The sequence below is a fragment of the Legionella maceachernii genome (assembly GCF_900167045.1).
Lineage (GTDB): Bacteria > Pseudomonadota > Gammaproteobacteria > Legionellales > Legionellaceae > Tatlockia > Tatlockia maceachernii.
Genome location: NZ_FUXJ01000005.1, coordinates 89434 through 112515 on the forward strand (window position 1 = coordinate 89434; position 23082 = coordinate 112515).

Sequence of the window (23082 nt, forward strand, 5' to 3'; positions counted from 1 at the left end):
GTTAGAACTCCCCTAGTTGGTTTAAACGTAATTTAATTGCATTGGCATGTGCATCTAAGCCTTCAATGAGGGCTAAGGTTTCTGCTGCTTCGCCTAGCGATTTAACGCCTTCTGCAGTGACGGACTGCACAGTCAGTGCGTTTAAAAAATCCAGTGTACATAGCCCGCTGTGATTGCGTGCATATCCGTGAGTGGGTAATACATGATTACTTCCTGTCACATAATCCCCCATTGTCTCAGCAGCCCATTGGCCAAGAAATACAGTTCCGGCTGCGACGATGTGAGGAACTAATTCTTTGGCATTGCGGCGATTGATGATCAAATGCTCCGGTGCATAGCTGTTGATTATGTTAATTTGTTCAGCAGGGTCGGTACAAATTAAAATGGCACCCTGTTGTAAAGCTTGCTTCAGAATAGCTTGCCGCGATAACGACAGCATTTGCTGCTTAAGCTTTTGTTTGACTTTAAAGGCAAATTCCTCGCTTTCGCAAATTAAGATAACCTGAGAATCAATGCCATGCTCTGCCTGCGCAAGAAGATCAGCGGCGACAAAGTCAGGATTTGCTTCCTCATCTGCAAGAATCATCACTTCCGAGGGGCCTGCGGGCATGTCAATGGCTGCTCCATCCGAGTCTGCAGCAACCAACGTTTTCGCTTCAGTCACATAACGATTACCAGGACCAAATAATTTATCCATCTTGGGAATGGTTTCTGTTCCATAGGCCATCGCCGCGATGGCTTGGGCTCCGCCGATGCGATAAATTGTATCGATTCCACAAAGTCGAGCTGCAACTAAAAGATGGGGATCAATTTCGCCCTGATGATTAGGCGGAGTGCATAGCACCTTTAATGGGCACCCAGCCACTTGTGCGGGGATTGCTTGCATAAGCAATGAGGACACGAGCGGGGTATTATGACCGCCGGGCACATATAAGCCCACGCGGCTAATAGGTCTATAAGTACGCTCAATGACCACGCCCTCAGCAGTTGTCACCTGCTTTGCGTAAGGCATCATCGCTTGGTGATAGGTGCGAATGGTTTCTATAGCTTGATTTAAGGCAATACTGGCCTTAGAACTGATTTCTGCTTCCTTTATTATCGCAGCAGAAACCTTTAAATCTGTTAAATCAATGCCATCGAATTCGCGCGTAAAGGCAAATAACGCATCATCCCCGCGGCTTTTAACTTCGTGAATAATGGCTTGAACTTGCGTTTTAAACGAAAGAGCTTGCTTCGGCCTGCTTAACTTTTGCTGCTTTTCCTGGGTGGATAAATTTTGCCAATCGGTCGTGGTTAACATAAAATCACTCCAGCATTTTTTCAATCGGTAACACCAAAATGGAACTGGCGCCTAAAGATTGAATAGTTTCTAAGGTGTTCCAGAAAATCCCTTCGCTGGAAACAACATGTACTGCAACTTTGTCAGGATAATCAGGCAAAGGCAGAATAGTGGGGGATTCAGCGCCAGGCAAGCGTTCACAAATGCGTGCAAGGGCTGTTTTGGGGGCGTGAAAAAGAATGTATTTTCGCTCGGCAGCTTGCTGTACTGCCTGTATACGCCTTTTTAGCATGTCGAATACATCTTGTATTGCTGGGACAATGGCTTTGTCCGCCTGAATAAAAACAGCCTGGCTTACCAACACAGTCTCCACTTCAATGAGCTTATTCTCTTCAAGCGTTTGTCCAGTCGAAACCAGATCGCAAATGGCATCGGCCATGCCCATTCGCGGGGCGACCTCCACCGAGCCAGAAAGGATAAGCCTTTCCGCGCAGATTTGTTGCTCAGCTAAATATTTTGCAAGCAGAAGGGGGTAGCTTGTTGCGATCCGTTTGCCATCTAAAGATCCTGGGCCACGATAATCAAACTCTTCAGGAACAGCAATGGCAAGACGACAACGGCAGTTACCTAGATTTAAAATCGTTTTATAGCTTTTATTGGGTGATCCCAATGCGGCTTCCAATAAAACATTCTCGCCAACGATACCTCCATCGCATAAGCCATCAAAAATAAGGGTAGGGATGTCATCGTCACGGACAAACAGTAAATCGATAGGAAGATTATCGACATGCGTAAGTAATGCATTCTCTTTAAGGCGAAATTTTAACCCACAACGTTGTAACAAAGTTAGGGACTCTTGCGCTAAACGCCCTTTTTTTTGTAAGGCTAAACGTATTCTATTCACGATGGCTCCAAACGCTCTGCAATTAAGTTATAGCCACCACTGCCAAAGCTTAAGCAGCGTGCGACACGCGTGATGGTTGTCACGCTCACCCCAGTCTGTTCATGGATAGTACGATACGGAATGCCTTGACGAAGTAAAGGCACTACTTCCCAGCGATCCGCCATGGCCTCAAGCTCTGCTGGCGTGCATAAATCAGTAAAAAAAGCCAAGGCTTCGTCTGAGTTTTTAAGCAAACAGATTGCTTGCATTAAATGATGGATTGAATGGTGTTTATGCAGGTGTTGTGGTTTCATAATAATGTATTAATGTGCTATAACGTTATTGCAGTGTAACGATTCATGAGGGCTCTGTCAACAATGAATGGTATCTAGGACTGCTTAAGCGTTAACAAGCAACCAGAACTGAGCCTTCAAAGTATCGAGCGGATTATTTCTATTTTTAACTATCCCTGTGATGCTTTGGTTATCGAGGAAGAGGCGTAATAGGTAGTAAGGTTGAATCCTGTGGTTGTTGTTTTCGCTCAAAAAAGTGAAAGGCGGAAAAAGGACTATACCGGAATTCTACAGTAGATAGTGCCGGTTCATTAGGCGAGGTAGACATTTCTGAATGAGGGGTGGCACATTGCCCGGAACTTGCTTGGGAATTTTGCGACATTGCTGACCGGTTATTTTCTTCAACTATTAGATAGTGGATACAAAGGCGCTTTCTTTTTTCAAATTCTGCTTCTGCGACGCTTTGTAGCATGGGTGCTTCTTCGGATCCATTTCCCTGATCAGTATCAGCATCTTTTCCTTTTTCAAGCCTTGTTCTTTCGGCAGTCTTTTGTAAGCGGGTTGCTTCTGCAAGGTCTTGATCCTCTGAAAATTCGGCGTGGGTGTGGCCTGCTTGTAGTTCTTTTCTCAATTCGCTAACTCGACCTGATAATTGGTTCAATAGCCTGGAAATATCAGTTATTGCATTCAATTCTTCTTTAATTTTTTCTTGCAATTGATCCAATTGGTTTACCTTTTCTTGCTCCGCTAAAGGACGTTTTCCGGTGTGCGAAGAAGTGGTGGTTACGTTTGCAATAGCTGAATCGGGACTCTCAAAAGGAATCAAGCGATACCAGCTTTTGGTAAAAAGCCTGTGCAAATAATAAAAGGGCTGGCCTTCTTTATCGACAAACACGACGTTGGATTTACGGGTAAGAGTTGCGTTAGAATAAGTAAATGAAAGGGATTCATTGGTATTGTTAAGTAAACGATTTATCACATTCAATGCGATTTTTAATTTTAATGCCGTTGGAGAGTTGTCGCCAGGATCCTGAAGCGCTTTTTCTTTCGCTTCCCTAACTATTTTTGTGGTTAAGTGCTTCGAAAATAACCGGTTTAATTTTTGCTTCTGATGCGTATCGAGATAAATCTCTAGAGAAGGAATTGATTGGGAGGTCAAAATAGTCATAAAAACTCTCAAAAAGTTAAATTTTCACAAGAAGGATGTTTGCAATCAGTAGTAGTAGACGTAGGGGATGCTTTATAAAAGGAATAAAGGCGCCTTAAAACACTCGGTTTTTTATCAGGATCGAGGGGTTGATGCTGTTCAGCTGGACAACGCCCAGCCAATTTGTTAAACAGATTTGTGGGCTTAACCAATCGAAATGCGGAAGACTCTGACCGATAAGCAGCGGCTTTATCAATGGTTTCTTTTAATGTTCGAATGTCACTGGGTTTAGGAGAAGAAGTTCGAGTTGTTGCTTGAGTCTTTGGTTTTGACGGCACTTCATTCGCTTTAGACCAATCAGGATGGCAGCCCAGTAATGCAGTAGCAACAGCTTGAATCACTGGGACAGTAAACGAATTTCCAAAAAGGGACAGTGCTTTTTGTGAAGTGGTGCCTTGAGGCAGAGTGTACCAGCAAGGAAACCCTTGTAATTTTTTCATTTCATTAATTGATAACACTCGTCCTAGTTCTAATAGGGGTGTTTTGAGACCTCCGGAAGAAACTAGTGTAGGGTATTTATTGAATACACTGACTGATCGTTGCCGTGTTGCATAATTAATTAGTTTTTCTTTATCTTGATTCCTTAAGAGAATGCCTACTCCATTATAACGCAAAAAATAAGTTGTCCCGGCAATGGAGTACTCTGCAATTTTCTTCGGAGTGTCATCTTGAGCATTAGCGATGTGCATTGAATTAAGCATGATTGCTTTTTTGATACTTTCGGAAGGGGCATTGGCGGGCTCCTCCATTGAAATGATATCAAACAGCGTTAATGCATCTGCTTCGCCTTGAGGAAAAGTAAAGCTTGCAAATTTGAGCGCATACGGAGAGTCTTGCCTGACTGCTACTAAATACCAGCGCTCTCTATTTTGAGCAACACCAAAATGATGGCTCTCCAAAATCGATGATTGAACTAAATAACCGGCAGAAATTAATTGCTGCACTATATAAGCAGGTAGTGAAATCTCCTCTGAGGGCCCAGGCATGCTCTTAATGCCTTTTACATTTTCCAGAATAATGAGACTGGGTTTTTTTGCATTGATTAAATCAAGTACTATTTGGGGATGCATACCATTTTTATTATCATGGATGCCTTGACGCTTTGGATTTGCTTTGGAAAACGATTGACAAGGAAAACCAGCAATCAATAAATCAAAATCAGGGATCACCCTGGCAAAATTTTCTTTTTTTATTTGAGTAATGTCTTCATTAAACGAGGGATTTTGTGTATCACCATCCAAGAAATTAGTTGCATAACATTTTCGGGCGAATTGATTTTTCTCAGACGTAAAAACATAATTAAACTGGACAGGAGAAGTTTGAGCGATTGCTTCCCAGTGCAATTCGTCCAGCTCCAGAACCAGCATAGAGCTCCGCAACGCGGATAGGCGACTTTAGTGAATCCGTGTCCGATAAATTATTCTGCTCAGAATTCAAGATTGGTTCAGCAATAATGCTAGCTGTACTTTCGGGCGAAGCAATTGAATTTAAATTCAATTCAAATTGTTGAAGACGGGTAAATTCAGCCTGCAACTCGCAATATCGTTGCTCGAGGGTTACCCGTATGTCTTTTAAACGTCGGTATTCTTGTTCCAGCTCAACAAACTGTTCGCTAGAACTTAATCTTTTAATGGTTTTTGGGCCTTGCGGGATGGTAGTCGATGTCGCAGTGGATGCATTGTGAGTTTTTGAACCCATAATTCTCTTTAATTATCCATTTTGGCTGCCAAATGTACAAAAATGCCGGCAAATGTCAACCTTAAATCTAGGAAATACGCAGTTTCTACGAATTTTTGCGGGATTCTCCTCTTTCACAGATAAGCGTTAATTATTCACTTGACAGTCTTTCAGCTTTACGCTGAGATTGTCTTTTTTCTGTTGGAGAAAGGGAATGCTGCTGGAAAAAGATAGGTCATGTTTGTTGCTAATTGATGTGCAAGAAAAATTAACTCCCCATGTACTGCATGCTGATGCAATGGTGGAGCGTTGCCAATGGTTAATTCAATTAGCGGCAGAATTTGATGTGCCTTTGTTAGTGAGTGAACAATACCCGAAAGGTTTGGGTCCAACGGTTGAACCTTTGCGTACTTTAGCTCCTCAGGATAGCTTTATCGACAAAATTCAATTTTCCTGTTTTCGTGCTCCTGAATTTAAGCCAAGATTGCAGTCGCTCAATAAAAAACAAATGGTGTTGATAGGCATTGAGGCGCATGTCTGTGTGCTACAGACCGCCTTGGATCTCCAACGCGTAGGTTATGATGTGTATGTGGTAGTTGACGCGGTGAGTAGTCGATTTGAGCTGGATTATAAATATGGCCTTAAGCGCATGAAGCAAAATGGGGTGCATTTAGTGACATCAGAGATGGTTTTCTTTGAGTGGGTGGGACAAGCAGGGACAGCGCAATTTAAAGCGTTAAGCAAAGTGTATTTGCAATAAATTGAGAGAACGGAGCATTCTATGAACTTAGATAATCAAATCGCGGTTATCACTGGCGGCGCATCAGGAATAGGCAAAACTTGTGCACAGGAATTCGGTGAGCAAGGGGTCAAGGTTGTGGTTTGGGATAAGCAAATTGAAACCGCACCAGAAGTGGCTCTTGCCATTGCTTGTGATGTCAGTTCTGCTGAAGAGGTTGAGCGCGCAATAGAAAAGACAATTGCTCAAATGGGGATACCTAGAATTTGCATTAATTGTGCGGGAATAGCGCCAGCAAAGAAAATGTTTGGCAAAGAAGGCGCTATGCCTTTAGCCGCATTTAAACAAGTGATCGATATCAATTTAGTAGGCACATTTAATGTAATGCGCGTTGTGGCTCAGGCAATGTCACAGCTTGATCTTGAATCGAGCTCACAAGAGAGAGGGGTTATCATTAATACCGCTTCGATTGCTGCTTTTGAGGGACAAATAGGGCAAATGGCTTACAGTGCTTCAAAGGGCGGGGTGGTTGCAATGACTTTACCCGCAGCACGCGAGCTTGCCCAGCATGCGATTCGAGTCAATACTATTGCACCTGGATTAATTGCCACCCCTTTACTTCTAAATATGCCGCAAGAGGTACAGGATAACTTAGCAGCAACCGTAACCTTCCCTAAACGTTTTGGAAAGCCTGAGGAATTTGCTGCTTTAGCAATCCATATTATTGAAAATTCAATGATTAATGGTGAAGTGATTCGTTTAGATGGGGCATTACGGATGCAAGCGCGATGAAATAATAGCGCTTAACTGCCGCTAGAGACTTAGTTGGGGCTTGGCTCGACCCTTTAGAGTTGGTGTATTTATAAATTGTTGGGTCAAGGCATCGAATAAGTTCGTCAATTCAGTTAATTCCTTGGGTTAGCTGGCTAATGAATGTTGCATGTTTGCTCTTTAAGCCATGGGTTTCCTATAAAATGAATAGGGTTAGATGCAGCCATTTGTAAAATGGCACACTATGCTAACTCAATATCAGCAAGCATTTTTATTGCGATGTCATCACTGACAATTCGATAGCGACCGCTAGCAAGCTCTTCTTTGAGAAATTGTACTCTACTCTGATTCACGTCAGGTGCATTGAGAATGCATTCTTTTAATGAGGAGAGGTGCTTTGATGTATCACTCATGCTGATACTCACCTCTTCATCGATTTGAGAATGAGAAGTTGTGTTTGATGGGCCTTGTTGTACTTCTATCCGCTTGAAGTTATTTGAATCATTAAGTGGATTTACCATAACATTGCTCTCAATTGCACTCATCATGGCTATCGGCTCCTATCCTGAAATCTTTAGAAAATGTCTTAGAAAGACGCGTCCAATTATCAACCAATATCATATTTATGGAGCAAAGTCATTATGATGTTAAATAAATTTTTAAATGGTTACTCTTATTTGTTTATTTGCGCTGACTTGTGCTTTGATTATTCGCTTAGAGGATAAATTTTGCTAAGTGTTTCCCAAGCGCAATGGCTTGGGAAATGAATTATTAGTTATTGGCTTTGATTTGAGCTTTGAGCTTCACAAGTGATTTTTGTGCAGTCGCGGCAATTCTGTGCTGCCATTGCAAAGGCGCTTGTTGCTGAAGTGACGTTTTTTGCCATTTGATCGTCAGCAGCTTTATCGGCATCAGTAGTCGCTGTACTGGCATTGGTAGTGCAAGTCCAATTTGTATTCATATCCGTTTTGGTTGTGCTGGTTGAGGTAGTGCTTGTCGTTGAGGTGGTGGTTGAATCAGCCGCCATACTCATTGATGTTGCGAAAATAAAAGCACCAGCAATAGCCAAATTTAAAATTCCTTTCATGCTTTTCTCCCTTTAATTAAGTGATTGTGGATTTTATTTCCTACTTAGACAGGTTAGATTGATTAATTCCTATCGTCAAGTTGGTTGATTGAGCATTCTTTGAAAGAAGAATAAGTTTTATAATGACAAATTAAGCAACGTCAAGGCTAATGACCCATGATCCGTAAGTTTGGTTTTCTATTGTTAAGTTATTTACCCTTAATTTTTTCTCACGCTGCTCCTCATCATCCTCAAGCATTTTTGCAATCCATTAAAGGCAGTAAAGAGGAAGGAAAACAAATTGTGCAACATTTTTGCGCTAGCTGTCATGCTGCTAGCCCTTTAATTCCCCTTGGTGCCCCTCGAATTGGAGAGAAAGAGGACTGGGCGCCGAGAATTAAACGAGGTATTAACAGTTTATTTAGTCATACCGAAGAAGGGTTTAATGCGATGCCAGCGCGTGGTGGTTGCTTTGAGTGCAGTGATGAGCAGCTCATGTTAGCAATACTTTCTATGCTCCCTAAGTCGCTGAAAGCAGAGGCTTTACCGAATAAAAAAGATCATAAAATAAACAAATAGTTAAAATAATTTATAAAAAAGCCTAAATTTATTCAAATTCCTCCCGATAACATAAAAAAAAGAAGAAGGGAGGAGTCACCAATGAAAAAACAACTCATCATTGGCTCGTTGTCGGTATTAGCAGCATCGTGTGCATCAATGGATAGATCAGTGCCCATAGTTGATGATGCGGGTAATACGCATTATACAATGAGCATGAATTCTGATCACAAAGGTGCTGGTTATTTCCCTGAACATCGTGAGCCCACGGGTAGAAAAGTGTTTGTTTTCGATCCGAAAGCTACCGCTTGGGCAGCTTATGATGCTCAAGGTAACCGGGTTAAAACGGGTAGGGCTTCAGGGGGTAAAGATTTCTGCGAGGACATCGGTAGAAGCTGTCATACTGTTACCGGTACTTACCATATTTATTCTAAGAAAGGGGAGGACTGTACTTCAAGCCTCTATCCTATCGAAACGAATGGTGGTGCCCGTATGCCCTATTGTATGCACTTCAGTGGTGGTTATTCTATTCACGCTGCCTATGAAGTACCCAACTACAATGCAAGCCATGGTTGTATTCGGGTTTTACCGAGTGCAGCTAAATGGTTGAATCAAGAATTTCTGGATGTGGGTTCAACCGTTATTGTTAAGCCTTACTAGCAAATGCATGCAATACAGCATGTTAATGCTGTATTGCATGTTAATTAATTAAAGATAGCTGCTGTACTATCAGGCATTTTTTTCTTATCCGCCTCTTCTGAGGCTGGGGTTAACACAGAGTCTTCTGAACGAGTAGCTGAAGCGTTAGACTGGTTAAAAAAACTATCTCTGGACGCTGATAAGCTGATTTCATTTATCTTTTGTTTCAAAAGATAAATGTCTGTAACTTCTTTAATGGCGGTCTCAGATAAGCCGATAACATCATCGACAGGTTCTGCAAGAATGCTAACTGTATCCACTGGTCTTCCATCAAAAGGCTCAAATTTGGCGGCCAATTGCATACAAATTTCCTCATAATCAGCAGCAAGAATTTCTGTAGGGATATTCAGTTCTAGATACTCCTTAACTGTGATCGGTTTTGGTGCTGGTTTAAAGGTATACTCATCGCTTAAAAGCTCGAAGAGTTTAGGATAAGTTACTTTACTAAAACCGTGCATTCTGGCATAAGCAAACAATTGCTCATCTGATGGGAATTTAAGAAGTCTGCCTTCTTTTTCGTTATATTGGCAGATGGGTAATGACCCTGGGGAAAAACCATAAGTCTGAATGAGAAATTTTTGAATCAGCCTAATCTCGAGCAAAGATTGGTAATAGTGTTTCAATGCTTCCGAGGAGGCAGTTTCGAGATCCACTATTTTCACGAATAGACCGGCTACTGAATGTTTCCATGCATCAAGCAACACTTCGTTCATATGGCCATCATTGCCTGATTTTATTTCGGCACTTAACTCGTCTAACGTTTTAAATCCCTTTTTATTTTCAGTTAAAAAATTAATGCCTTTGCGAGCGGCCCGTTTTTCCAATTTATCTGTTCTATTGGTGTTTGCATCGATAGAGTTGACATCGTAGATGTAACATTGGTTAGCATCGAGTAGAAGGCCATAGCAGCGTCCATCAATTCCATAGGTAGGAACATATTTGCCTTTCACAAGTAAGGTTGTTGATGAAAGGCAATCGCCTCCTGGACTGCATAACAGTTTGCCTTCGGTACGCCAATCCTGTAAACCTACATAATCAGGATCTAAAATGATTCGGTTGACTGTTTTGGCAATTAAACGTGATTCAGCAAATAAAGTACCAATTGTCATAAAATACCTCAAATTCAAGCACTACATTTTTCAATGTGGTGATATAATGAGCACCACATTGATAAAATAACATGCTTAAATTAAGAGCAAATTATGCATTTATTAAGAAAACATTAAGGAGAGGAGATTTCTTATGTTTAAAAACCTTCCGTATGAAATCCTGGTACAAATTTGTAATCGACTGAACATCACAGAGGAACGATCCCTGGGTTTTTTTTCTCCAGAAGTGAAGGCTGTAACCATGGTAGAAATGCAAAGACGCCTCTTTAAAGTGCTACAAAATCCAAGTCCTAATGCGTTTTGCCAGTTTTTAGATTGCATAACAGTCGATGAAAAGACAGGTTACGCTATTTTGTTCGATTCGACTTGCAAGGATATTCTGATTAATAAACGGCCTAAAATGTTACCTCATTGGATTTTAAGTGTTGCTCAAGCACAACCTAATTTATTGCAACCGATATTGGAAGATGATGACTATCTTGAGTCATTATCCTTTTCTGAAATTAATTTTCTGTTGAAAAATCACTTTGAAAAGATCAATGATCCAGCGAGATTAACAGCGGCGATGGGCAGAAAAGTAAATGAACCTAACGATAAATCGGAGGAAATTGATAGCATTGAAGAATCGCCGGTAGAAAATAGCTTGAGAGTCCGCTAACGCGGTGGCAACGGCTCACCTTTTCTCAACGTCAATGAGTAAATAGAAAAGACGTTGAGAAAGGGGCTATTTCAGATCATTTAAATATTTTTTCAGCAAAGAATGAATTTGTTCCGGAGCGGCTTGACCTCCTGTTTGCTTCATTACTTGCCCCACAAAAAAGCCTAATAATTTGTCCTTACCGGCTCGGAAATCAACAACTTGTTGAGGATGTTGGTCAATGACTGCGCGTACTATACTTTCAAGTAAATGGTCATCTTTAATTTGTCCATAACCTTCTTTTTGAACAATCTCCTCAACGGTACCCTCGCCAGCCCATAACTTAGTGAAAATTTGTTTGGCAACTTTGACGGAGATTTTTTGCTCGACCAATAAACTTAAAAGAGGCGCGAACTTAGCTGCTGGTACTGGGGATTGTTCAAAGCCAAGATTTGCTTCATTTAATGCTGCGGCAAAACTCCCCCTAAGCCAGTTTATAATCATTTTTTCATTCGCTTGACTTAACTGCTTTACCTCACTAAAAAATTGATAAGTGGCAGGTGAAGAGAGAAGAAAATTAATATCTTCATCCTGCAGGTCTTGATTCATCTTAAGTTTTTGCCGAAGCTCTTGAGGTAAAGGAGGCATTGTTTTTCTAATTTTCTCGATGTCTTCGCGTTGAATTCGAATAGGTAATAAATCAGGATCGGGAAAATAGCGGTAATCGTTTTCATTTTCTTTTGAGCGTAAAACCTGGGTAGTATTGGAATTCGGGCAATAAAGGCGGGTTTCCTGTTGAACGGCTTGCCCACGTTCAAGCAAATCCATGTGTCTTGCTTGTTCATAGTGAATGGCTTTCTCAATGAAACGGAACGAATTAAGGTTCTTTAATTCAGTGCGCACGCCTAATTGGTTTGCACCTTGCGGTTTAAGTGAAATATTGACATCGCAGCGAAAAGAACCCTCTTGCATATTGCCATCACAAATTCCTAAAAACTGCACTAAACGATGAAGAGATCTAAGATAGGCGATTGCTTCCTCCGCGGAATATAAACAGGGGGCAGTAACAATCTCAAGAAGAGGGGTTCCCGCACGATTAAGATCGACTCCTGTATAGTGTGGATGCGCATCATGAAGTGATTTTCCCGCGTCTTCTTCGAGATGAGCTCGCACAATTTCAACTTGCTTTTCATGGCCGTCTACTTCAATGATTAAACGCCCATGAGAGAGAATAGGGCATTGGAATTGACTTATTTGATAGCCCTTAGGCAAGTCAGGATAAAAATAGTTTTTCCGCTCGAAATAGGAATGATCATTAATTTGCGCATTAATCGCTAGACCAAATTGGATCGCCATAAAGACGGCTTGCTCATTAAGCACTGGCAAAACACCCGGCAGACCTGCATCAATAAAGCTAGTCTGAGTATTAGGTGGCGCACCAAAACGTGTGGCTGTGCCTGAGAAGAGTTTGGATTTGGTTTTTAATTGAGCGTGAACTTCAAGACCAATCACAGTATCCCATGCCATAAATCACCCTTTGAAGGTAGGTCTGGCTTGGTGCCAGTCCGTACATTGTTGATAATGGTGAGCACAGTTAAGCAGTAGCGCTTCACTGAAAGGTTTGCCAATGAATTGCATGCCGATGGGCAGTCCTTGGCTAAATCCTGTCGGAATAGAAAGCGCAGGAAGGCCTGCTAAATTTGCAGCGACGGTAAACACATCCGCAAGGTAATTCTGAATTGGATCAGCGATTTTCTCACCTAATTTAAAGGCACAAGTAGGAGTAGTAGGACCTAAGATAATATCTACTTTGCTTAAGTTATCGAGCAATTCATTCTGGATTAATCGCCTAATTTTTAATGCTTGTAAGTAATAATCATCGAAATAACCTGAAGAGAGTACATGAGTACCGGTAAGAATGCGACGTTTAACTTCAATACCAAATCCTTCAGTACGCGTATGCGTAATTTGCTCCCGCAAGCTATTCCCTTTTTTGCTGCGATAGCCAAAACGTATTCCATCATAGCGCGAGAGATTCGATGACGCTTCCGCGCAGGCAATCACATAATAGCAGGGGACCCATAAAGGTTGTAATGCAAGCTCCAACTCAATAATCTCAGCACCTTCTTGTTGAAAAAGAGTAACCGCTGCATGAATGGCTTGTTGAATATCCTGTTCCACTTGTTCATGGAAGAAGCAGGAAGGCAAGCCAATACGTAATCCTTTAATAGAGTGATTCAATGAGGCTAAGTAGTCAGGAATGGGTTGATTCACTGAGGTAGAGTCATGTGCATCAAAACCAACCATGGCTTGTAGAACGAAGGCAAGATCTTCTGCGCTGGCTGCTAATGGGCCCCCTTGATCAAGACTTGAAGCAAAAGCAACCATTCCAAATCGAGAAACCAGACCGTAGGTAGGCTTAATTCCTGAAATACCACAAAATGCGGCCGGCTGTCTAATCGAGCCTCCTGTATCTGTTCCGGTCGCAAAAGGAATCAATCGAGCAGCAACAGCCGCCGCTGATCCCCCAGAAGATCCTCCAGAAACGTGTTCCTTATTCCAGGGGTTCTTTACTGGGCCAAAATAGCTATTTTCATTGGCTGAACCCATGGCAAATTCATCCATGTTGGTTTTTCCAAGGAGAATAACACCTTGCTCTTCTAATCGATTGACTACAGTGGCTTGGAAGGGAGAATAATAGTGCTCAAGCATTTTGGAACCACATGTCGTAGGCATATTTTTTGTGCAAAAAATATCTTTATGAGCCATGGGGATACCGGTCAAAGGTTTTGCTTGACCTGTTGCTAGCGATTTATCCGCCGCATCTGCAGTAATTAAAGCCTGCTCTTCATCGATGACATGAATAAAGGCATTGAGCGATTGATGATGCTGAATGCGTTTAAGATAATGCTGGGTAAGCTCCTTACTGGAAAGCTCGCGATGATGAAGCGCACGACTTAGTTCAGATAAAGAAAGCTTGTGCATAATTATTGTCCTGAATCGATGACCTTAGGAACTAAGTAAAGTCCATCTTCAAAAAGGGGAGCTATTTTCGCTAACTCTGCACTATGGTCTTTCTCCGTTACTTTATCTGCTTTTAAGCGCTGGTGTTCATCAAAGGAATGAAAGAGAGGAGCTACGCCAGAGGTGTCTATCCTGCGCAGTTGATCCACAAAATCCATGATTGCATTGACTTCTTCGGCTAATTGGCAATGATCTTCTGATTCACTGTCTAGGTAAGCAAGTTCTTCTATTTTTTTTAAATCGGTTTCAGAAACTGTCATAATAATTCCAATAAGTTGAAGGTGAGATTATACCTCGCATCGTATCAGCGAAGAAACTCTTTTAGGCATTAATCCTAGAAATGATGGCTCATGCTTAGCTAATAAAACTAAGGCATTTCAAAAGTAGGTCTTTGTGGAGGAATTGATTCCTGCAACGCTTTTACAAAATCGCTTACAGTATTCACTGGGCGACCAATAATACAATCAGCGTGCCCTTCTTTTATAAATGTTCTTAAATCGTCTCCTAAGCGTCCTTTTCTAAGAGTAGACAAGTGAGCAATTAAATCAATAGGATTTCCTTCTTTATCAAAATAATCCCCTTTTAATACACTTTTTAGTGCTTTAATGGCTGCATTTTTTTGTGTGTAACTTTTTTGAAACAACCCAAAAATGTTGATATGTAAATACTCTTTTACCTTGCCTTTTTCGTTCTTTTGTTCTTTTCGATGTTGATGGTAAGTATCAATAATTTTGTGCAACTCGTATAATTTATTCTCTTTTATCAATTCTTGATTTTCTTTCAGGTTGCGATGAGCAACAAAGGCATCAATGGCTTCAACGATGACTGTATTTTTACTTCGCAAAGCGATTTCCCTGGCTGAAAGTCCTTTCACTTTTTCTCGAGCATTTACATTCAAGTGATCGATTTTCAATAGAGCAGCAACCCCTGCAGGGTCATTTTTAATGACAGCCTCGATAAGCGGTGTGTGACCATTTTTGCTGTGCGCATTAACATCAGCTCCTGCTGCAATAAGTAAGTCAATATTCTCGACATTGCCATTTTGGACTGCACGCATTAATGGTGTAAATCCTTCATGGTCTGGCTCATTGAGGCTAGCACACGCAATGTCATCCCCTTCTTCAATATTGTCTTCTTCGCCTTGCCTCAATTCCGCTTGAATAGCTTCTGATTTACCCAAAAAGGCAGCTAAATTTAATGTATTCAAGCCTAAAGCGTCTTGAGCTTGCTTAACATTAGCGCCTTGGTCAATTAAATATCGGGCAACTTCAGGCTTTTTGTATTGAATTGCGACAATAAGGGGCATGAGCTCATGTTTTGAAAATTTAAATAAAGGCGGTTCTAAGTAATTAACATCCGCTTGTAAATCATCAACCAGGTATTTTACTGCTAAGAGGTTCCCGGCTGCCGTCGCGGATAGCAATGCCGAATTGTAATCAAAAGGTTCAGGGCTCGCCGCGTTAAGCATTTTGGCAATGTCTAATCGACCTTGAGCACAGGCTCTTTGAAAATCACTTTGAGTAGGAGTTACTCCTGCAGCCAACAAGGTTTTAACAATAGTGATGTCGCCATTAAAAATTGCTGCATTTAACGCTTTTTGGGTATAAGTATCGCTCGGGTCAAACCCATCGATACGAACAAGCAGGTCAAGAAGTGTTGCTTTATTCTGCTCTGCCGCCATAACCAATGCTGTTTTTTTGCTTTGTTCGTCAGTAAACACATGATTTGCAATTGTGTGATCTGCATCAATGACCGCTTCAAGGAGTTCGCTATCATCTTCTTTAATCGCTAGTTCGAGAAGAGTAAATAGCCTAAAGTAAGGTTTTATTTCTGAGATTAATCTTGACTCGTAAGTCACTCGTTGAATGAGCTGGTTTTGTTTTCGACTAGGCTGGTGTTGCATCAGTTGCTTCAAATAATAATGAAACACGATGGCTTCAGCGTGGTGTTGGATGGCGTTATGATGTCCTCGTGTTTTTTTAAGACGGGCTAGACGCTTATCAATTTTTTCATCGAGCACTTCTATAGACTGAGTCATCATTAATCCTCTTGTCATATAGAAATACATCCTAGCAAAAGATTATTAAGAAAAAGTTAAATGGGATAGAAGAGAGACAACCTTGCAGTGCGCGTGTTTTAAAGTAGAATGAAAGCATGTTTTTTCTATTGAGTTGGATTGATGCTGCACCAAATTAAAACCGACGGTGGTATTCATATTGAATACGAACATCATGATTTAGTTTATGAGAATGCTATAGAGCCACTTCTTGAGCGACTAGATACCCATCGCGGTGCATTATTCGCTTCCAGTTTTGAGTTCCCAGGGCGCTATACCTGTTGGGATATTGGTTTTTATAACCCACCTTTGGTGTTAATTTGTAAGAGTAATGAAATTCATGTGGAAGCATTGAATCAACGAGGTGAAATTTTATTAGCGATTGTCACTTCAGTATTGCAGTCTTCAACTGATTTGCTCATCAAAGAATGCTCTGAGCGTTTATGTCAAATAACCGTGAAACCTTCACAGCGTATTTTCAGTGAAGAAGAGCGCAGTCATCAGCCTTCGGTTTTTACTCTCTTGCGATTATTGCTCGCCTTTTTTAAAACAGAGGAACCTTATTTAGGTTTTTATGGTGCTTTTGGGTATGATTTAATTTTTCAATTTGAACACTTAGCGCAATGCAAAGAACGCCCTTCCGATCAACGTGAAATGATTTTGTATCTTCCGGATGAAATTTATGTGGTGAATCATCGCAAAGAAATTGCGTTTATTCGGCGTTATAATTTTCAACACAAAGGAAAGTCCACGCAATCATTGCCTCGCGAGGGTGAATTTAGCCCTTATAACCCTAAAAATAAGCCTATAAAAAATTGCGACCATGCGCCAGGTGAATATGCTCAACTTGTGGAATTAGCCAAACAGCGGTTTGCTTGTGGGGATTTATTTGAAGTAGTGCCAAGCCAAACGTTCTATGCGCATTGCCCTGAACAGCCTTCAACCATTTTCCGTAGAATGCGGAAAACTAATCCCTCTCCTTATGGCTTTTTTATCAACTTAGGAGAGGAGGAATATTTAGTTGGAGCCTCACCAGAAATGTATGTTCGGGTTCAAGGCAGACAAGTCGAGACTTGTCCTATTTCAGGAACGATTAAGCGGGGTTCTGATGCAATAGAAGACGCTCACAACATTCAAGTCTTATTGGATTCTGAAAAAGAGGCTTCAGAATTGACCATGTGCACTGACGTGGATCGCAATGATAAATCACGAATTTGTGAGGCAGGCTCGGTACGAGTGGTTGGCCGTCGGCAAATTGAAATGTATTCGCGTTTGATTCATACCGTTGACCATGTGATGGGTACATTGCGTGAAGGGTTTGATGCTGTGGATGCATTTTTGACACACATGTGGGTGGTTACTGTCACGGGAGCGCCTAAACTTTGGGCAATGAATTTCATTGAAAAACATGAAAAATCACCCCGCAAGTGGTACGCAGGAGCGGTAGGATGGTTTGGTTTTAACGGGAATTTAAACACAGGACTTGTCTTAAGAACGATACGCATTCAGCAGGGTATTGCAGAAGTGCGTGTTGGTGCCACCTTACTTTATGATTCGCAACCGCAGGCGGAAGAGCAGGAAACTCGCCTTAAAGCGTCTGCTTTTTTGGATATTTTGCAAAAGCCGGACAGGCAACCGCAGCAGTCCAGTGCCATGCCTAAACAAGGTTTAGGAAAAAAAGTGCTTTTAGTGGATCATCAAGATTCTTTTGTTCATACCTTAGCAAATTACGTGCGCCAAACGGGTGCAGACGTCATGACCATACGCAGCGAGCATGTGATGGATTACTTAAAGCAGGATTTCGACCTTGTTCTGCTTTCACCGGGTCCAGGACGGCCTGCTGATTTTAAAGTCGCCGAAACCATCGCAGAGGTGCTTAACCGTAAAATTCCTCTTTTTGGGGTATGCTTAGGTTTACAGGGTATTGTTGAGTATTTTGGTGGGGTATTGGATGTATTATCTTATCCAATGCATGGTAAGGCGTCTGAAATTGAAGTGAAAGACGAGTCAGGGTTATTTGCCGGTCTTGGCTCTTCTTTCACAGCTGGACGTTATCATTCTTTGTATGCTCGCCTTGCAGCCATTCCAGACGAATTAAAAGTAACTGCATTAAGTCAAGATGGTGTTGTTATGGCAGTGGAGCATCAAACCTTACCCGTATATGCTGTGCAGTTTCATCCTGAAACAATTCTATCGATGTCTAATCAAGCAGGATTGCGGATTATTTCTAATTTAATGGGACTGATTAGAGGACATGCGCGATAAATTATTGATCGTTTATAGTGTAGCGATTCTATTAGGAATAACCACAGGGATTGTGGGGTCTTTTTTTCAAATTGCAATTCATTGGTTAGATGATCGTATTGAGCAACTTCTTGCTTTCATTTCTGCGCAAGGTGCGACTGCAGGGCTCTTTTCTGCACTTATCACTATGATTTTTGCTTTTATTGCTTGGCTTATGGTTCGTTACATTTCACCAGAAGCCTCCGGAAGTGGGGTGCAAGAAATTGAAGGGGCGTTGCTTCATGAAAGACCTATTTTTTGGCGACGGCTGTTACCGGTTAAATTTGTTGCAGGAGCAATGGCCATTTCCGCCAAACTTGTTCTTGGTCGTGAAGGCCCAACGATTCAGATGGGGGGAAACCTTGGTGATATGTTTGGCGAATTGCTGCATTTCTCACAGGACAGACGAGATACTTTAATCATGGCAGGAGCTGCCGCTGGTCTTGCGACTGCATTTAATGCGCCTTTAGCGGGTGTGCTTTTCGTATTAGAAGAGCTACGAAATGAATTCAATTTTACTTTTACTAATTTTAAAACAGTTGCTATCGCTTGTGTCATGGCAACGGCCACGTTACATTTCATTATTGGGCCACAAGCCGCTATTCCCATGAATGTTTTTGCGCTTCCTAGTCTTAAATCCCTCTGGCTTTTTTTCATTCTTGGAATCATGGTGGGCTTTATAGGTATCTTGTTTAACAAGGTATTAATACTGTCTTTAAAAATTATCGATACATTCACTGTGGGTATGCGTGTTATCTATGTGCTGGTGATCGGTGCTGGGGTAGGTTTTTTAGCGTATTATCAACCTGATTGGGTAGGAGGTGGATACCGGATTATTCATCAAGCGTTAACCTTTACTCCGAGTGCTTCTGTGCTTGTTCTTATTTTGGTTATTCGATTTTTTACTACGATGCTGTGTTATTCGACTGGTGTGCCCGGAGGAATTTTTGCGCCGATGCTTGCTTTAGGTGCCTTGCTTGGTACGGCTTCCTCTTATTTATTACAAAACCTAATGCAAGACATCACGATTCATCCGGGAATGTTTGCTGTTGCGGGTATGGGTGCTTTATTTGCTGCAGCAGTGCGCGCACCGCTTACTGGTATTATTTTGGTTGTCGAAATGACTCAAAATTATTCTTTAATTTTACCTTTAATGGTGTCTTGCTTAACTTCAACTACCATTATGCAACTGGCTCGCAATGAACCTATTTACACGCAACTTTTGCGAAGAACTCTGAGAAGAGCACAGCCTAGAATTAGATATTGAAATTATCAAAGATAATCCAGAGTACTATCTTGTGAAAAGGCATCTATTATTTAGAGTACATAGTAATGAAATTTAATATTTATATTAAAATATTGACTGCGTTCTTTGTGATTTTTTTAATTCTTGTTTTGGCATTTTTTAAATATTTAAAGTCAGTTGAGAAAAAGATAGTTGTTAATGCAGGGAAAACGACGTCACAAGGGCTTTTAATTAGTTTAGAAAAAGAGTTAATTAATAACCCAAAATCAACCTGGGATTCAATAATAAAGAAAAAAACAGATAATCTTATTCATCTTATAGCAATCGACAGTCTAAAACTCACCCTGGAGCAGAATAATCAATTAAATAATGGTGAAATCATTTTTTTATCAGGTAAAACCTATCAATTTCTAAACGAGGTAATTGTAGAACATACTGCGTATAAAAAAATGGGTAATACTTCATATGCATTAGCTTACAATTTTTCAGATCCTGGCGACATTATTTTTAATTATATGAATCCTGTTTTAATACAAATCGTCCAACATTTATTATCAAAATCAAAAAATACATGGAGTAATGAACTATTACATTTAGAAAAAATATATGGTTTTCCTCTTCATGTTTATAAAATTAAAAGTAAACACTTACCTGATAATATAATTAATTCTTTATCAACAAAGCGTTTAGTATTTGAAACCAATAAAAACTCGTCACAAATTGTTATTCTCTATTATAGTTTTAGTGGTGGAATACTCAAAATAGGCCCACTCAACTATCTACCAGTTATGGCAAGAATCAGTGATGTTATGTACTATTTTATAGGGACTTTCTTTTTTTTATCCCTCTGCTTTATTGCCTTTTTTTCATTGCTTTTTGTTAGAAATATGAAAAAGGTGTATCAGATAACTAAACATTTCAGTCAAGGGAACTTTGATTTTCATCGGAAAATAGGGACTACCTCTGTTTTGTATGGGCTGTACAGAAATATCATCCAAATGGGTGAGCAATTAAAAAAACTGATTGAATCACATAAACAAATGTGCCGATTTGTCGCGCATGAAATTAGGACCCCTTTGTCAACCATACAAATGGCGACGGATAGTATCAAAAGGAAAAACGCTGAAGATGTATTGCTCAATAAACAGCTAAACAGCATACAAGAAGATATTGCAGATATGAATCGGCTGGTCAGCACTTTTTTAATTTACTCAAAAATGCATTCGAACGAATTGAAATTAATACAGTCTGAGACTGATATAATAGTATGGTTAAGAAAGTTATTAGAGTCTTATTCTTCCTCACCCTTTGAAATTACATTTCATTCTAATGAGTTAAATTCTTTGAAAGCATATATAGATCAAAATATTTTAAAACACGCAGTTACCAATTTGATTACAAATGCCATGAAATTTGCAGCGCACACTATTTCTTTAACCATTTCGCAGGATAAGAGTCATATTTTACTTCACGTAGACGATGATGGCCCAGGCTTGCCGGATGATGGTGCGGATGACATTTTTTCTGAATATACCATTGCCGAAGACTCCGGAATTGGAGATAAACATATTGGGTTAGGATTAGCTATTGTTAAAAAAGTTGTTAATCTCCACGGAGGAAAGGTCATGGCTACACAATCACCGATATTAAAAGGTGCTCGATTCACCATAGTACTTCCAGTATGCTCTTAGCGATTAAGAGTTTAGTTTTGGAAGTTGAACCCCAACTTTAGCATCTTTTGAAGTATCCATCTCTTGTTTCATCTCAACCAGTGCGTCCATAACCGCTGTTAATTTGAATTTTGCGTTTTCAAAACGTTTAGGGATAAATTCATCGTCCTCGCCATCAACCACTTCTCCAGTCCCAATGCCTTTTTCAAGAGCACTGATAACCATACTAAGCTCTGATTCAAACACCGATAATAGTTCATTATTCCCCTTTGCAGATTGCAAGATTCCATGCAACTTTTCCACTACATCTCCAGGAATATAAAGAGTGCCTTCACTACATTTGCTATATTCACGTTTCGCAATAGGTAACGAAAGCAGTTCATCAGCCTTGTGTTGACTCATCTGAAATATTTGTCTAACAGATTGTTTTAGTTCTAAGGGCGTTGGCAGCGGATCGCTCGATTTCAAAGATGCGAGAAGCTTATCACGAGCAGTTACTCTTCCATCTTTGCTATGTTCTTGCGCTGTCTCGATAGGAGTCTGTCCTTTTTCATTTCGCACTTCAAGGCTAGCACCACACTCTAATAACTTTTTAATGAGATTTAGCGGCTCTTTTCTATAGTTATAAAAATTCTGGACTGCATAGTGTAAGCTCGTCATGCCTTTTTTATCTGTACTATTAATATCAGCGCCATGTTTTAATAATAAATCAATGACGCTATCATTACTTGGGCCACCAATAAGGACTTTTCCACAACTTACTATTGCCAAATTTAACAAAGCTTTATTAGATAGAATTAACTCTCGCAAGCCTTCATGACCTTTAAATACAGAAGGTTCTTGTAAACCTAAGAGAATTTCTAGTACATCTCTATCTGTCAGTTGTTCTATAGGATCTGCCCGACCTAAGATATCACGGACACGTATTAAATAATTTTCTTGTTCTTTACCTAATATTTGGTTTTCCTGTTCAACAAACTTTGCAACATCATCTCCTTCAAATCGCAATTCTGGAAAACCATCAATTTTCTCTAAATCTTGAATAGTTAGAATATCTCGATTTAAAGCGATTTTTGCTATTTGCTCATCAGCTCCGTCTTCACCTAGAATTGCACGAGCATATTCGATGGTGTTAACTTTTAATTCTTTAGCTGTTTGTGTTGAGGCAAACAAAGATTTTCGAACGGCAACTTGGTATTCACCGTGATGAAAAATAACACTGTTTCCAGCCTTCCAAATATTTCCTGCCATCGATGTGATTGGGGATGCCGGGGAAAGGGATCGAAAGCCTGTTTGTACATCTTGCGCACCCCATGGTCCAGTTCCACCAAACGTGATTTCTGGATGTTTCGCTGATACTCTTTCTAAAAATGTTTTTTCCTGTGAGTTTGCTACAGCATTAAGTTGGTTGTCTGTATTACAACCTTCTAAAGTCACAAAAACTTCACCATGATGTGCGGGCAATGTTCGTTTAAAAGCATGTAATAAATTATCAAAATTATCATCATATAACTGCTCACTTGGGCCATGGCAATTTCCCATACCATATTCGCCACCACTAGCATGGCCCATAATAAATAATTTGGGGTTTTTCTCAAATATATTGTCTAGTTCTTCCGGTAAGTCTCGTTTGAGTTCATCCAAGCTACTATAGATTTTTGGGGATTTATCACACTGATCGAAAAAATAATACTTCAAGTCAGAGCCTTCTAAATAGGCGCCAATGGGAATAAATTGCTTGAACCTTTGTTTTAAGTGAGGATTTATCACCACACCTCTCTGATTTTCAGGGAGTGGATGATCTGGATCTGGTTTATATATTAAAATTTCTATTGCAGCGTCTTTCATGGCTCATCTCGACTATTACTTAAAAGAATAAGTTGAT

The 23082-nt window shown here is 40.5% G+C and carries 22 protein-coding genes; 8 read left to right on the plus strand and 14 right to left on the minus strand.

The annotated features are described in order from the left end of the window. Position 1 precedes the first annotated feature (1 nt). The 6 genes from hisD to B5D33_RS04960 all read right to left on the minus strand — a co-directional run bounded on the left by hisD (position 2) and on the right by B5D33_RS04960 (position 5360). The gene (hisD, locus tag B5D33_RS04935; RefSeq protein WP_058452950.1) at positions 2–1300 is read right to left on the minus strand and encodes a histidinol dehydrogenase; all 1299 of its coding nucleotides are present in this window, start codon (positions 1298–1300) and stop codon (positions 2–4) included. Between the two features lie 4 nt (positions 1301–1304). Next, complete coding sequence (gene hisG, locus B5D33_RS04940; RefSeq protein WP_058452951.1) at positions 1305–2186, minus strand: ATP phosphoribosyltransferase; 882 nt, start codon at positions 2184–2186, stop codon at positions 1305–1307. Next, complete coding sequence (locus tag B5D33_RS04945) at positions 2180–2476, minus strand: YerC/YecD family TrpR-related protein (RefSeq protein ID WP_058452952.1); 297 nt, start codon at positions 2474–2476, stop codon at positions 2180–2182. Before B5D33_RS04945 ends, hisG begins: the two co-directional genes overlap by 7 nt. A gap of 169 nt (positions 2477–2645) precedes the next feature. After that, the gene (locus B5D33_RS04950; protein WP_058452953.1) at positions 2646–3623 is read right to left on the minus strand and encodes a hypothetical protein; all 978 of its coding nucleotides are present in this window, start codon (positions 3621–3623) and stop codon (positions 2646–2648) included. A gap of 8 nt (positions 3624–3631) precedes the next feature. After that, positions 3632–5029 (minus strand): DNA (cytosine-5-)-methyltransferase, encoded by a 1398-nt coding sequence (gene dcm / locus B5D33_RS04955; RefSeq protein ID WP_078767341.1) that lies wholly within the window; start codon positions 5027–5029, stop codon positions 3632–3634. Further along, a complete protein-coding gene (locus B5D33_RS04960) occupies positions 4962–5360 on the minus strand; it encodes a hypothetical protein (protein ID WP_058452955.1) in 399 nt (132 codons plus the stop codon). Before B5D33_RS04960 ends, dcm begins: the two co-directional genes overlap by 68 nt. Positions 5361–5553: 193 nt before the next feature. On the opposite strand from B5D33_RS04960, the gene B5D33_RS04965 reads away from it, so the two are divergent. Both B5D33_RS04965 and B5D33_RS04970 read left to right on the plus strand, forming a co-directional pair. Continuing rightward, positions 5554–6099, plus strand: a complete 546-nt coding sequence (locus B5D33_RS04965; RefSeq protein ID WP_058452956.1) for an isochorismatase family protein — start codon at positions 5554–5556, stop codon at positions 6097–6099. A gap of 21 nt (positions 6100–6120) precedes the next feature. Further along, positions 6121–6870 carry an SDR family NAD(P)-dependent oxidoreductase gene (locus B5D33_RS04970; RefSeq protein ID WP_058452957.1) on the plus strand — a complete coding sequence of 250 codons (750 nt, stop codon included), beginning with the start codon at positions 6121–6123 and terminating at the stop codon, positions 6868–6870. A 221-nt stretch (positions 6871–7091) separates the two neighbouring features. On the opposite strand, the gene flgM is transcribed toward B5D33_RS04970, so the two are convergent. Together flgM and B5D33_RS04980 are read right to left on the minus strand one after the other, a co-directional pair. After that, entirely contained in the window at positions 7092–7397 is a 306-nt protein-coding gene (gene flgM / locus B5D33_RS04975) for a flagellar biosynthesis anti-sigma factor FlgM (protein ID WP_058452958.1), read from the minus strand. Positions 7398–7624: 227 nt separating this feature from the next. Further along, positions 7625–7936: a hypothetical protein gene (locus B5D33_RS04980; RefSeq protein ID WP_065240025.1), complete on the minus strand. Its 312-nt coding sequence runs from the start codon at positions 7934–7936 to the stop codon at positions 7625–7627. Between the two features lie 156 nt (positions 7937–8092). Between B5D33_RS04980 and B5D33_RS04985 the strand changes: the two genes are divergently transcribed. Beyond that, entirely contained in the window at positions 8093–8494 is a 402-nt protein-coding gene (locus B5D33_RS04985; RefSeq protein WP_058452959.1) for a c-type cytochrome, read from the plus strand. 81 nt (positions 8495–8575) lie between these two features. After that, positions 8576–9133, plus strand: a complete 558-nt coding sequence (locus B5D33_RS04990; protein WP_058452960.1) for a L,D-transpeptidase — start codon at positions 8576–8578, stop codon at positions 9131–9133. A 44-nt stretch (positions 9134–9177) separates the two neighbouring features. Here the strand turns inward: B5D33_RS04990 and B5D33_RS16570 are convergent, their stop codons facing one another. Beyond that, positions 9178–10281 carry a hypothetical protein gene (locus B5D33_RS16570; RefSeq protein WP_065240026.1) on the minus strand — a complete coding sequence of 368 codons (1104 nt, stop codon included), beginning with the start codon at positions 10279–10281 and terminating at the stop codon, positions 9178–9180. 133 nt (positions 10282–10414) lie between these two features. Here B5D33_RS16570 and B5D33_RS05000 point away from each other — a divergent pair, with 133 nt between their 5' ends. Beyond that, positions 10415–10939 (plus strand): hypothetical protein, encoded by a 525-nt coding sequence (locus tag B5D33_RS05000; protein WP_058452961.1) that lies wholly within the window; start codon positions 10415–10417, stop codon positions 10937–10939. Between the two features lie 66 nt (positions 10940–11005). Here B5D33_RS05000 and gatB read toward each other — a convergent pair whose 3' ends face one another. The 4 genes from gatB to B5D33_RS05020 form a co-directional block, all read right to left on the minus strand. Further along, positions 11006–12445: an Asp-tRNA(Asn)/Glu-tRNA(Gln) amidotransferase subunit GatB gene (gatB, locus tag B5D33_RS05005; RefSeq protein ID WP_058452962.1), complete on the minus strand. Its 1440-nt coding sequence runs from the start codon at positions 12443–12445 to the stop codon at positions 11006–11008. A gap of 3 nt (positions 12446–12448) precedes the next feature. After that, positions 12449–13903: an Asp-tRNA(Asn)/Glu-tRNA(Gln) amidotransferase subunit GatA gene (gene gatA / locus B5D33_RS05010; RefSeq protein WP_058452963.1), complete on the minus strand. Its 1455-nt coding sequence runs from the start codon at positions 13901–13903 to the stop codon at positions 12449–12451. A 2-nt stretch (positions 13904–13905) separates the two neighbouring features. Further along, entirely contained in the window at positions 13906–14202 is a 297-nt protein-coding gene (gene gatC, locus B5D33_RS05015) for an Asp-tRNA(Asn)/Glu-tRNA(Gln) amidotransferase subunit GatC (protein ID WP_058452964.1), read from the minus strand. Positions 14203–14309: 107 nt separating this feature from the next. Continuing rightward, positions 14310–15998: an ankyrin repeat domain-containing protein gene (locus B5D33_RS05020; protein ID WP_214608089.1), complete on the minus strand. Its 1689-nt coding sequence runs from the start codon at positions 15996–15998 to the stop codon at positions 14310–14312. Between the two features lie 123 nt (positions 15999–16121). Here B5D33_RS05020 and B5D33_RS05025 point away from each other — a divergent pair, with 123 nt between their 5' ends. The 3 genes from B5D33_RS05025 to B5D33_RS05035 all read left to right on the plus strand — a co-directional run bounded on the left by B5D33_RS05025 (position 16122) and on the right by B5D33_RS05035 (position 21218). Then, the gene (locus B5D33_RS05025) at positions 16122–18263 is read left to right on the plus strand and encodes an anthranilate synthase component I (protein WP_058452966.1); all 2142 of its coding nucleotides are present in this window, start codon (positions 16122–16124) and stop codon (positions 18261–18263) included. Beyond that, positions 18253–19548, plus strand: a complete 1296-nt coding sequence (gene clcA, locus B5D33_RS05030; RefSeq protein ID WP_058452967.1) for a H(+)/Cl(-) exchange transporter ClcA — start codon at positions 18253–18255, stop codon at positions 19546–19548. Before B5D33_RS05025 ends, clcA begins: the two co-directional genes overlap by 11 nt. Positions 19549–19613: 65 nt before the next feature. Beyond that, on the plus strand, positions 19614–21218 hold the full coding sequence (locus B5D33_RS05035; RefSeq protein ID WP_078767343.1) for a sensor histidine kinase: 1605 nt from the start codon (positions 19614–19616) through the stop codon (positions 21216–21218). 3 nt (positions 21219–21221) lie between these two features. Here the strand turns inward: B5D33_RS05035 and B5D33_RS05040 are convergent, their stop codons facing one another. Then, positions 21222–23045, minus strand: coding sequence for an ankyrin repeat domain-containing protein (locus B5D33_RS05040; RefSeq protein WP_078767344.1), 1824 nt, complete (start codon positions 23043–23045; stop codon positions 21222–21224). Positions 23046–23082: the final 37 nt, after the last annotated feature.

Coding starts and splice junctions, on each gene's coding strand:
- B5D33_RS04970 (WP_058452957.1), top strand. CDS start 6,121: ATGAACTTAGATAATCAAATCGCGGTTATCACTGGCGGCGCATCAGGA.
- B5D33_RS04990 (WP_058452960.1), top strand. CDS start 8,576: ATGAAAAAACAACTCATCATTGGCTCGTTGTCGGTATTAGCAGCATCG.
- B5D33_RS05020 (WP_214608089.1), bottom strand. CDS start 15,998: ATGACAAGAGGATTAATGATGACTCAGTCTATAGAAGTGCTCGATGAA.
- B5D33_RS05040 (WP_078767344.1), bottom strand. CDS start 23,045: ATGAAAGACGCTGCAATAGAAATTTTAATATATAAACCAGATCCAGAT.
- B5D33_RS05000 (WP_058452961.1), top strand. CDS start 10,415: ATGTTTAAAAACCTTCCGTATGAAATCCTGGTACAAATTTGTAATCGA.
- B5D33_RS16570 (WP_065240026.1), bottom strand. CDS start 10,281: ATGACAATTGGTACTTTATTTGCTGAATCACGTTTAATTGCCAAAACA.
- B5D33_RS04965 (WP_058452956.1), top strand. CDS start 5,554: ATGCTGCTGGAAAAAGATAGGTCATGTTTGTTGCTAATTGATGTGCAA.
- B5D33_RS04985 (WP_058452959.1), top strand. CDS start 8,093: ATGATCCGTAAGTTTGGTTTTCTATTGTTAAGTTATTTACCCTTAATT.
- B5D33_RS04980 (WP_065240025.1), bottom strand. CDS start 7,936: ATGAAAGGAATTTTAAATTTGGCTATTGCTGGTGCTTTTATTTTCGCA.
- hisD (WP_058452950.1), bottom strand. CDS start 1,300: ATGTTAACCACGACCGATTGGCAAAATTTATCCACCCAGGAAAAGCAG.
- dcm (WP_078767341.1), bottom strand. CDS start 5,029: ATGCTGGTTCTGGAGCTGGACGAATTGCACTGGGAAGCAATCGCTCAA.
- B5D33_RS04945 (WP_058452952.1), bottom strand. CDS start 2,476: ATGAAACCACAACACCTGCATAAACACCATTCAATCCATCATTTAATG.
- B5D33_RS05025 (WP_058452966.1), top strand. CDS start 16,122: ATGCTGCACCAAATTAAAACCGACGGTGGTATTCATATTGAATACGAA.
- flgM (WP_058452958.1), bottom strand. CDS start 7,397: ATGATGAGTGCAATTGAGAGCAATGTTATGGTAAATCCACTTAATGAT.
- B5D33_RS04960 (WP_058452955.1), bottom strand. CDS start 5,360: ATGGGTTCAAAAACTCACAATGCATCCACTGCGACATCGACTACCATC.
- gatC (WP_058452964.1), bottom strand. CDS start 14,202: ATGACAGTTTCTGAAACCGATTTAAAAAAAATAGAAGAACTTGCTTAC.
- B5D33_RS04950 (WP_058452953.1), bottom strand. CDS start 3,623: ATGACTATTTTGACCTCCCAATCAATTCCTTCTCTAGAGATTTATCTC.
- B5D33_RS05035 (WP_078767343.1), top strand. CDS start 19,614: ATGAAATTTAATATTTATATTAAAATATTGACTGCGTTCTTTGTGATT.
- gatB (WP_058452962.1), bottom strand. CDS start 12,445: ATGGCATGGGATACTGTGATTGGTCTTGAAGTTCACGCTCAATTAAAA.
- gatA (WP_058452963.1), bottom strand. CDS start 13,903: ATGCACAAGCTTTCTTTATCTGAACTAAGTCGTGCGCTTCATCATCGC.
- clcA (WP_058452967.1), top strand. CDS start 18,253: ATGCGCGATAAATTATTGATCGTTTATAGTGTAGCGATTCTATTAGGA.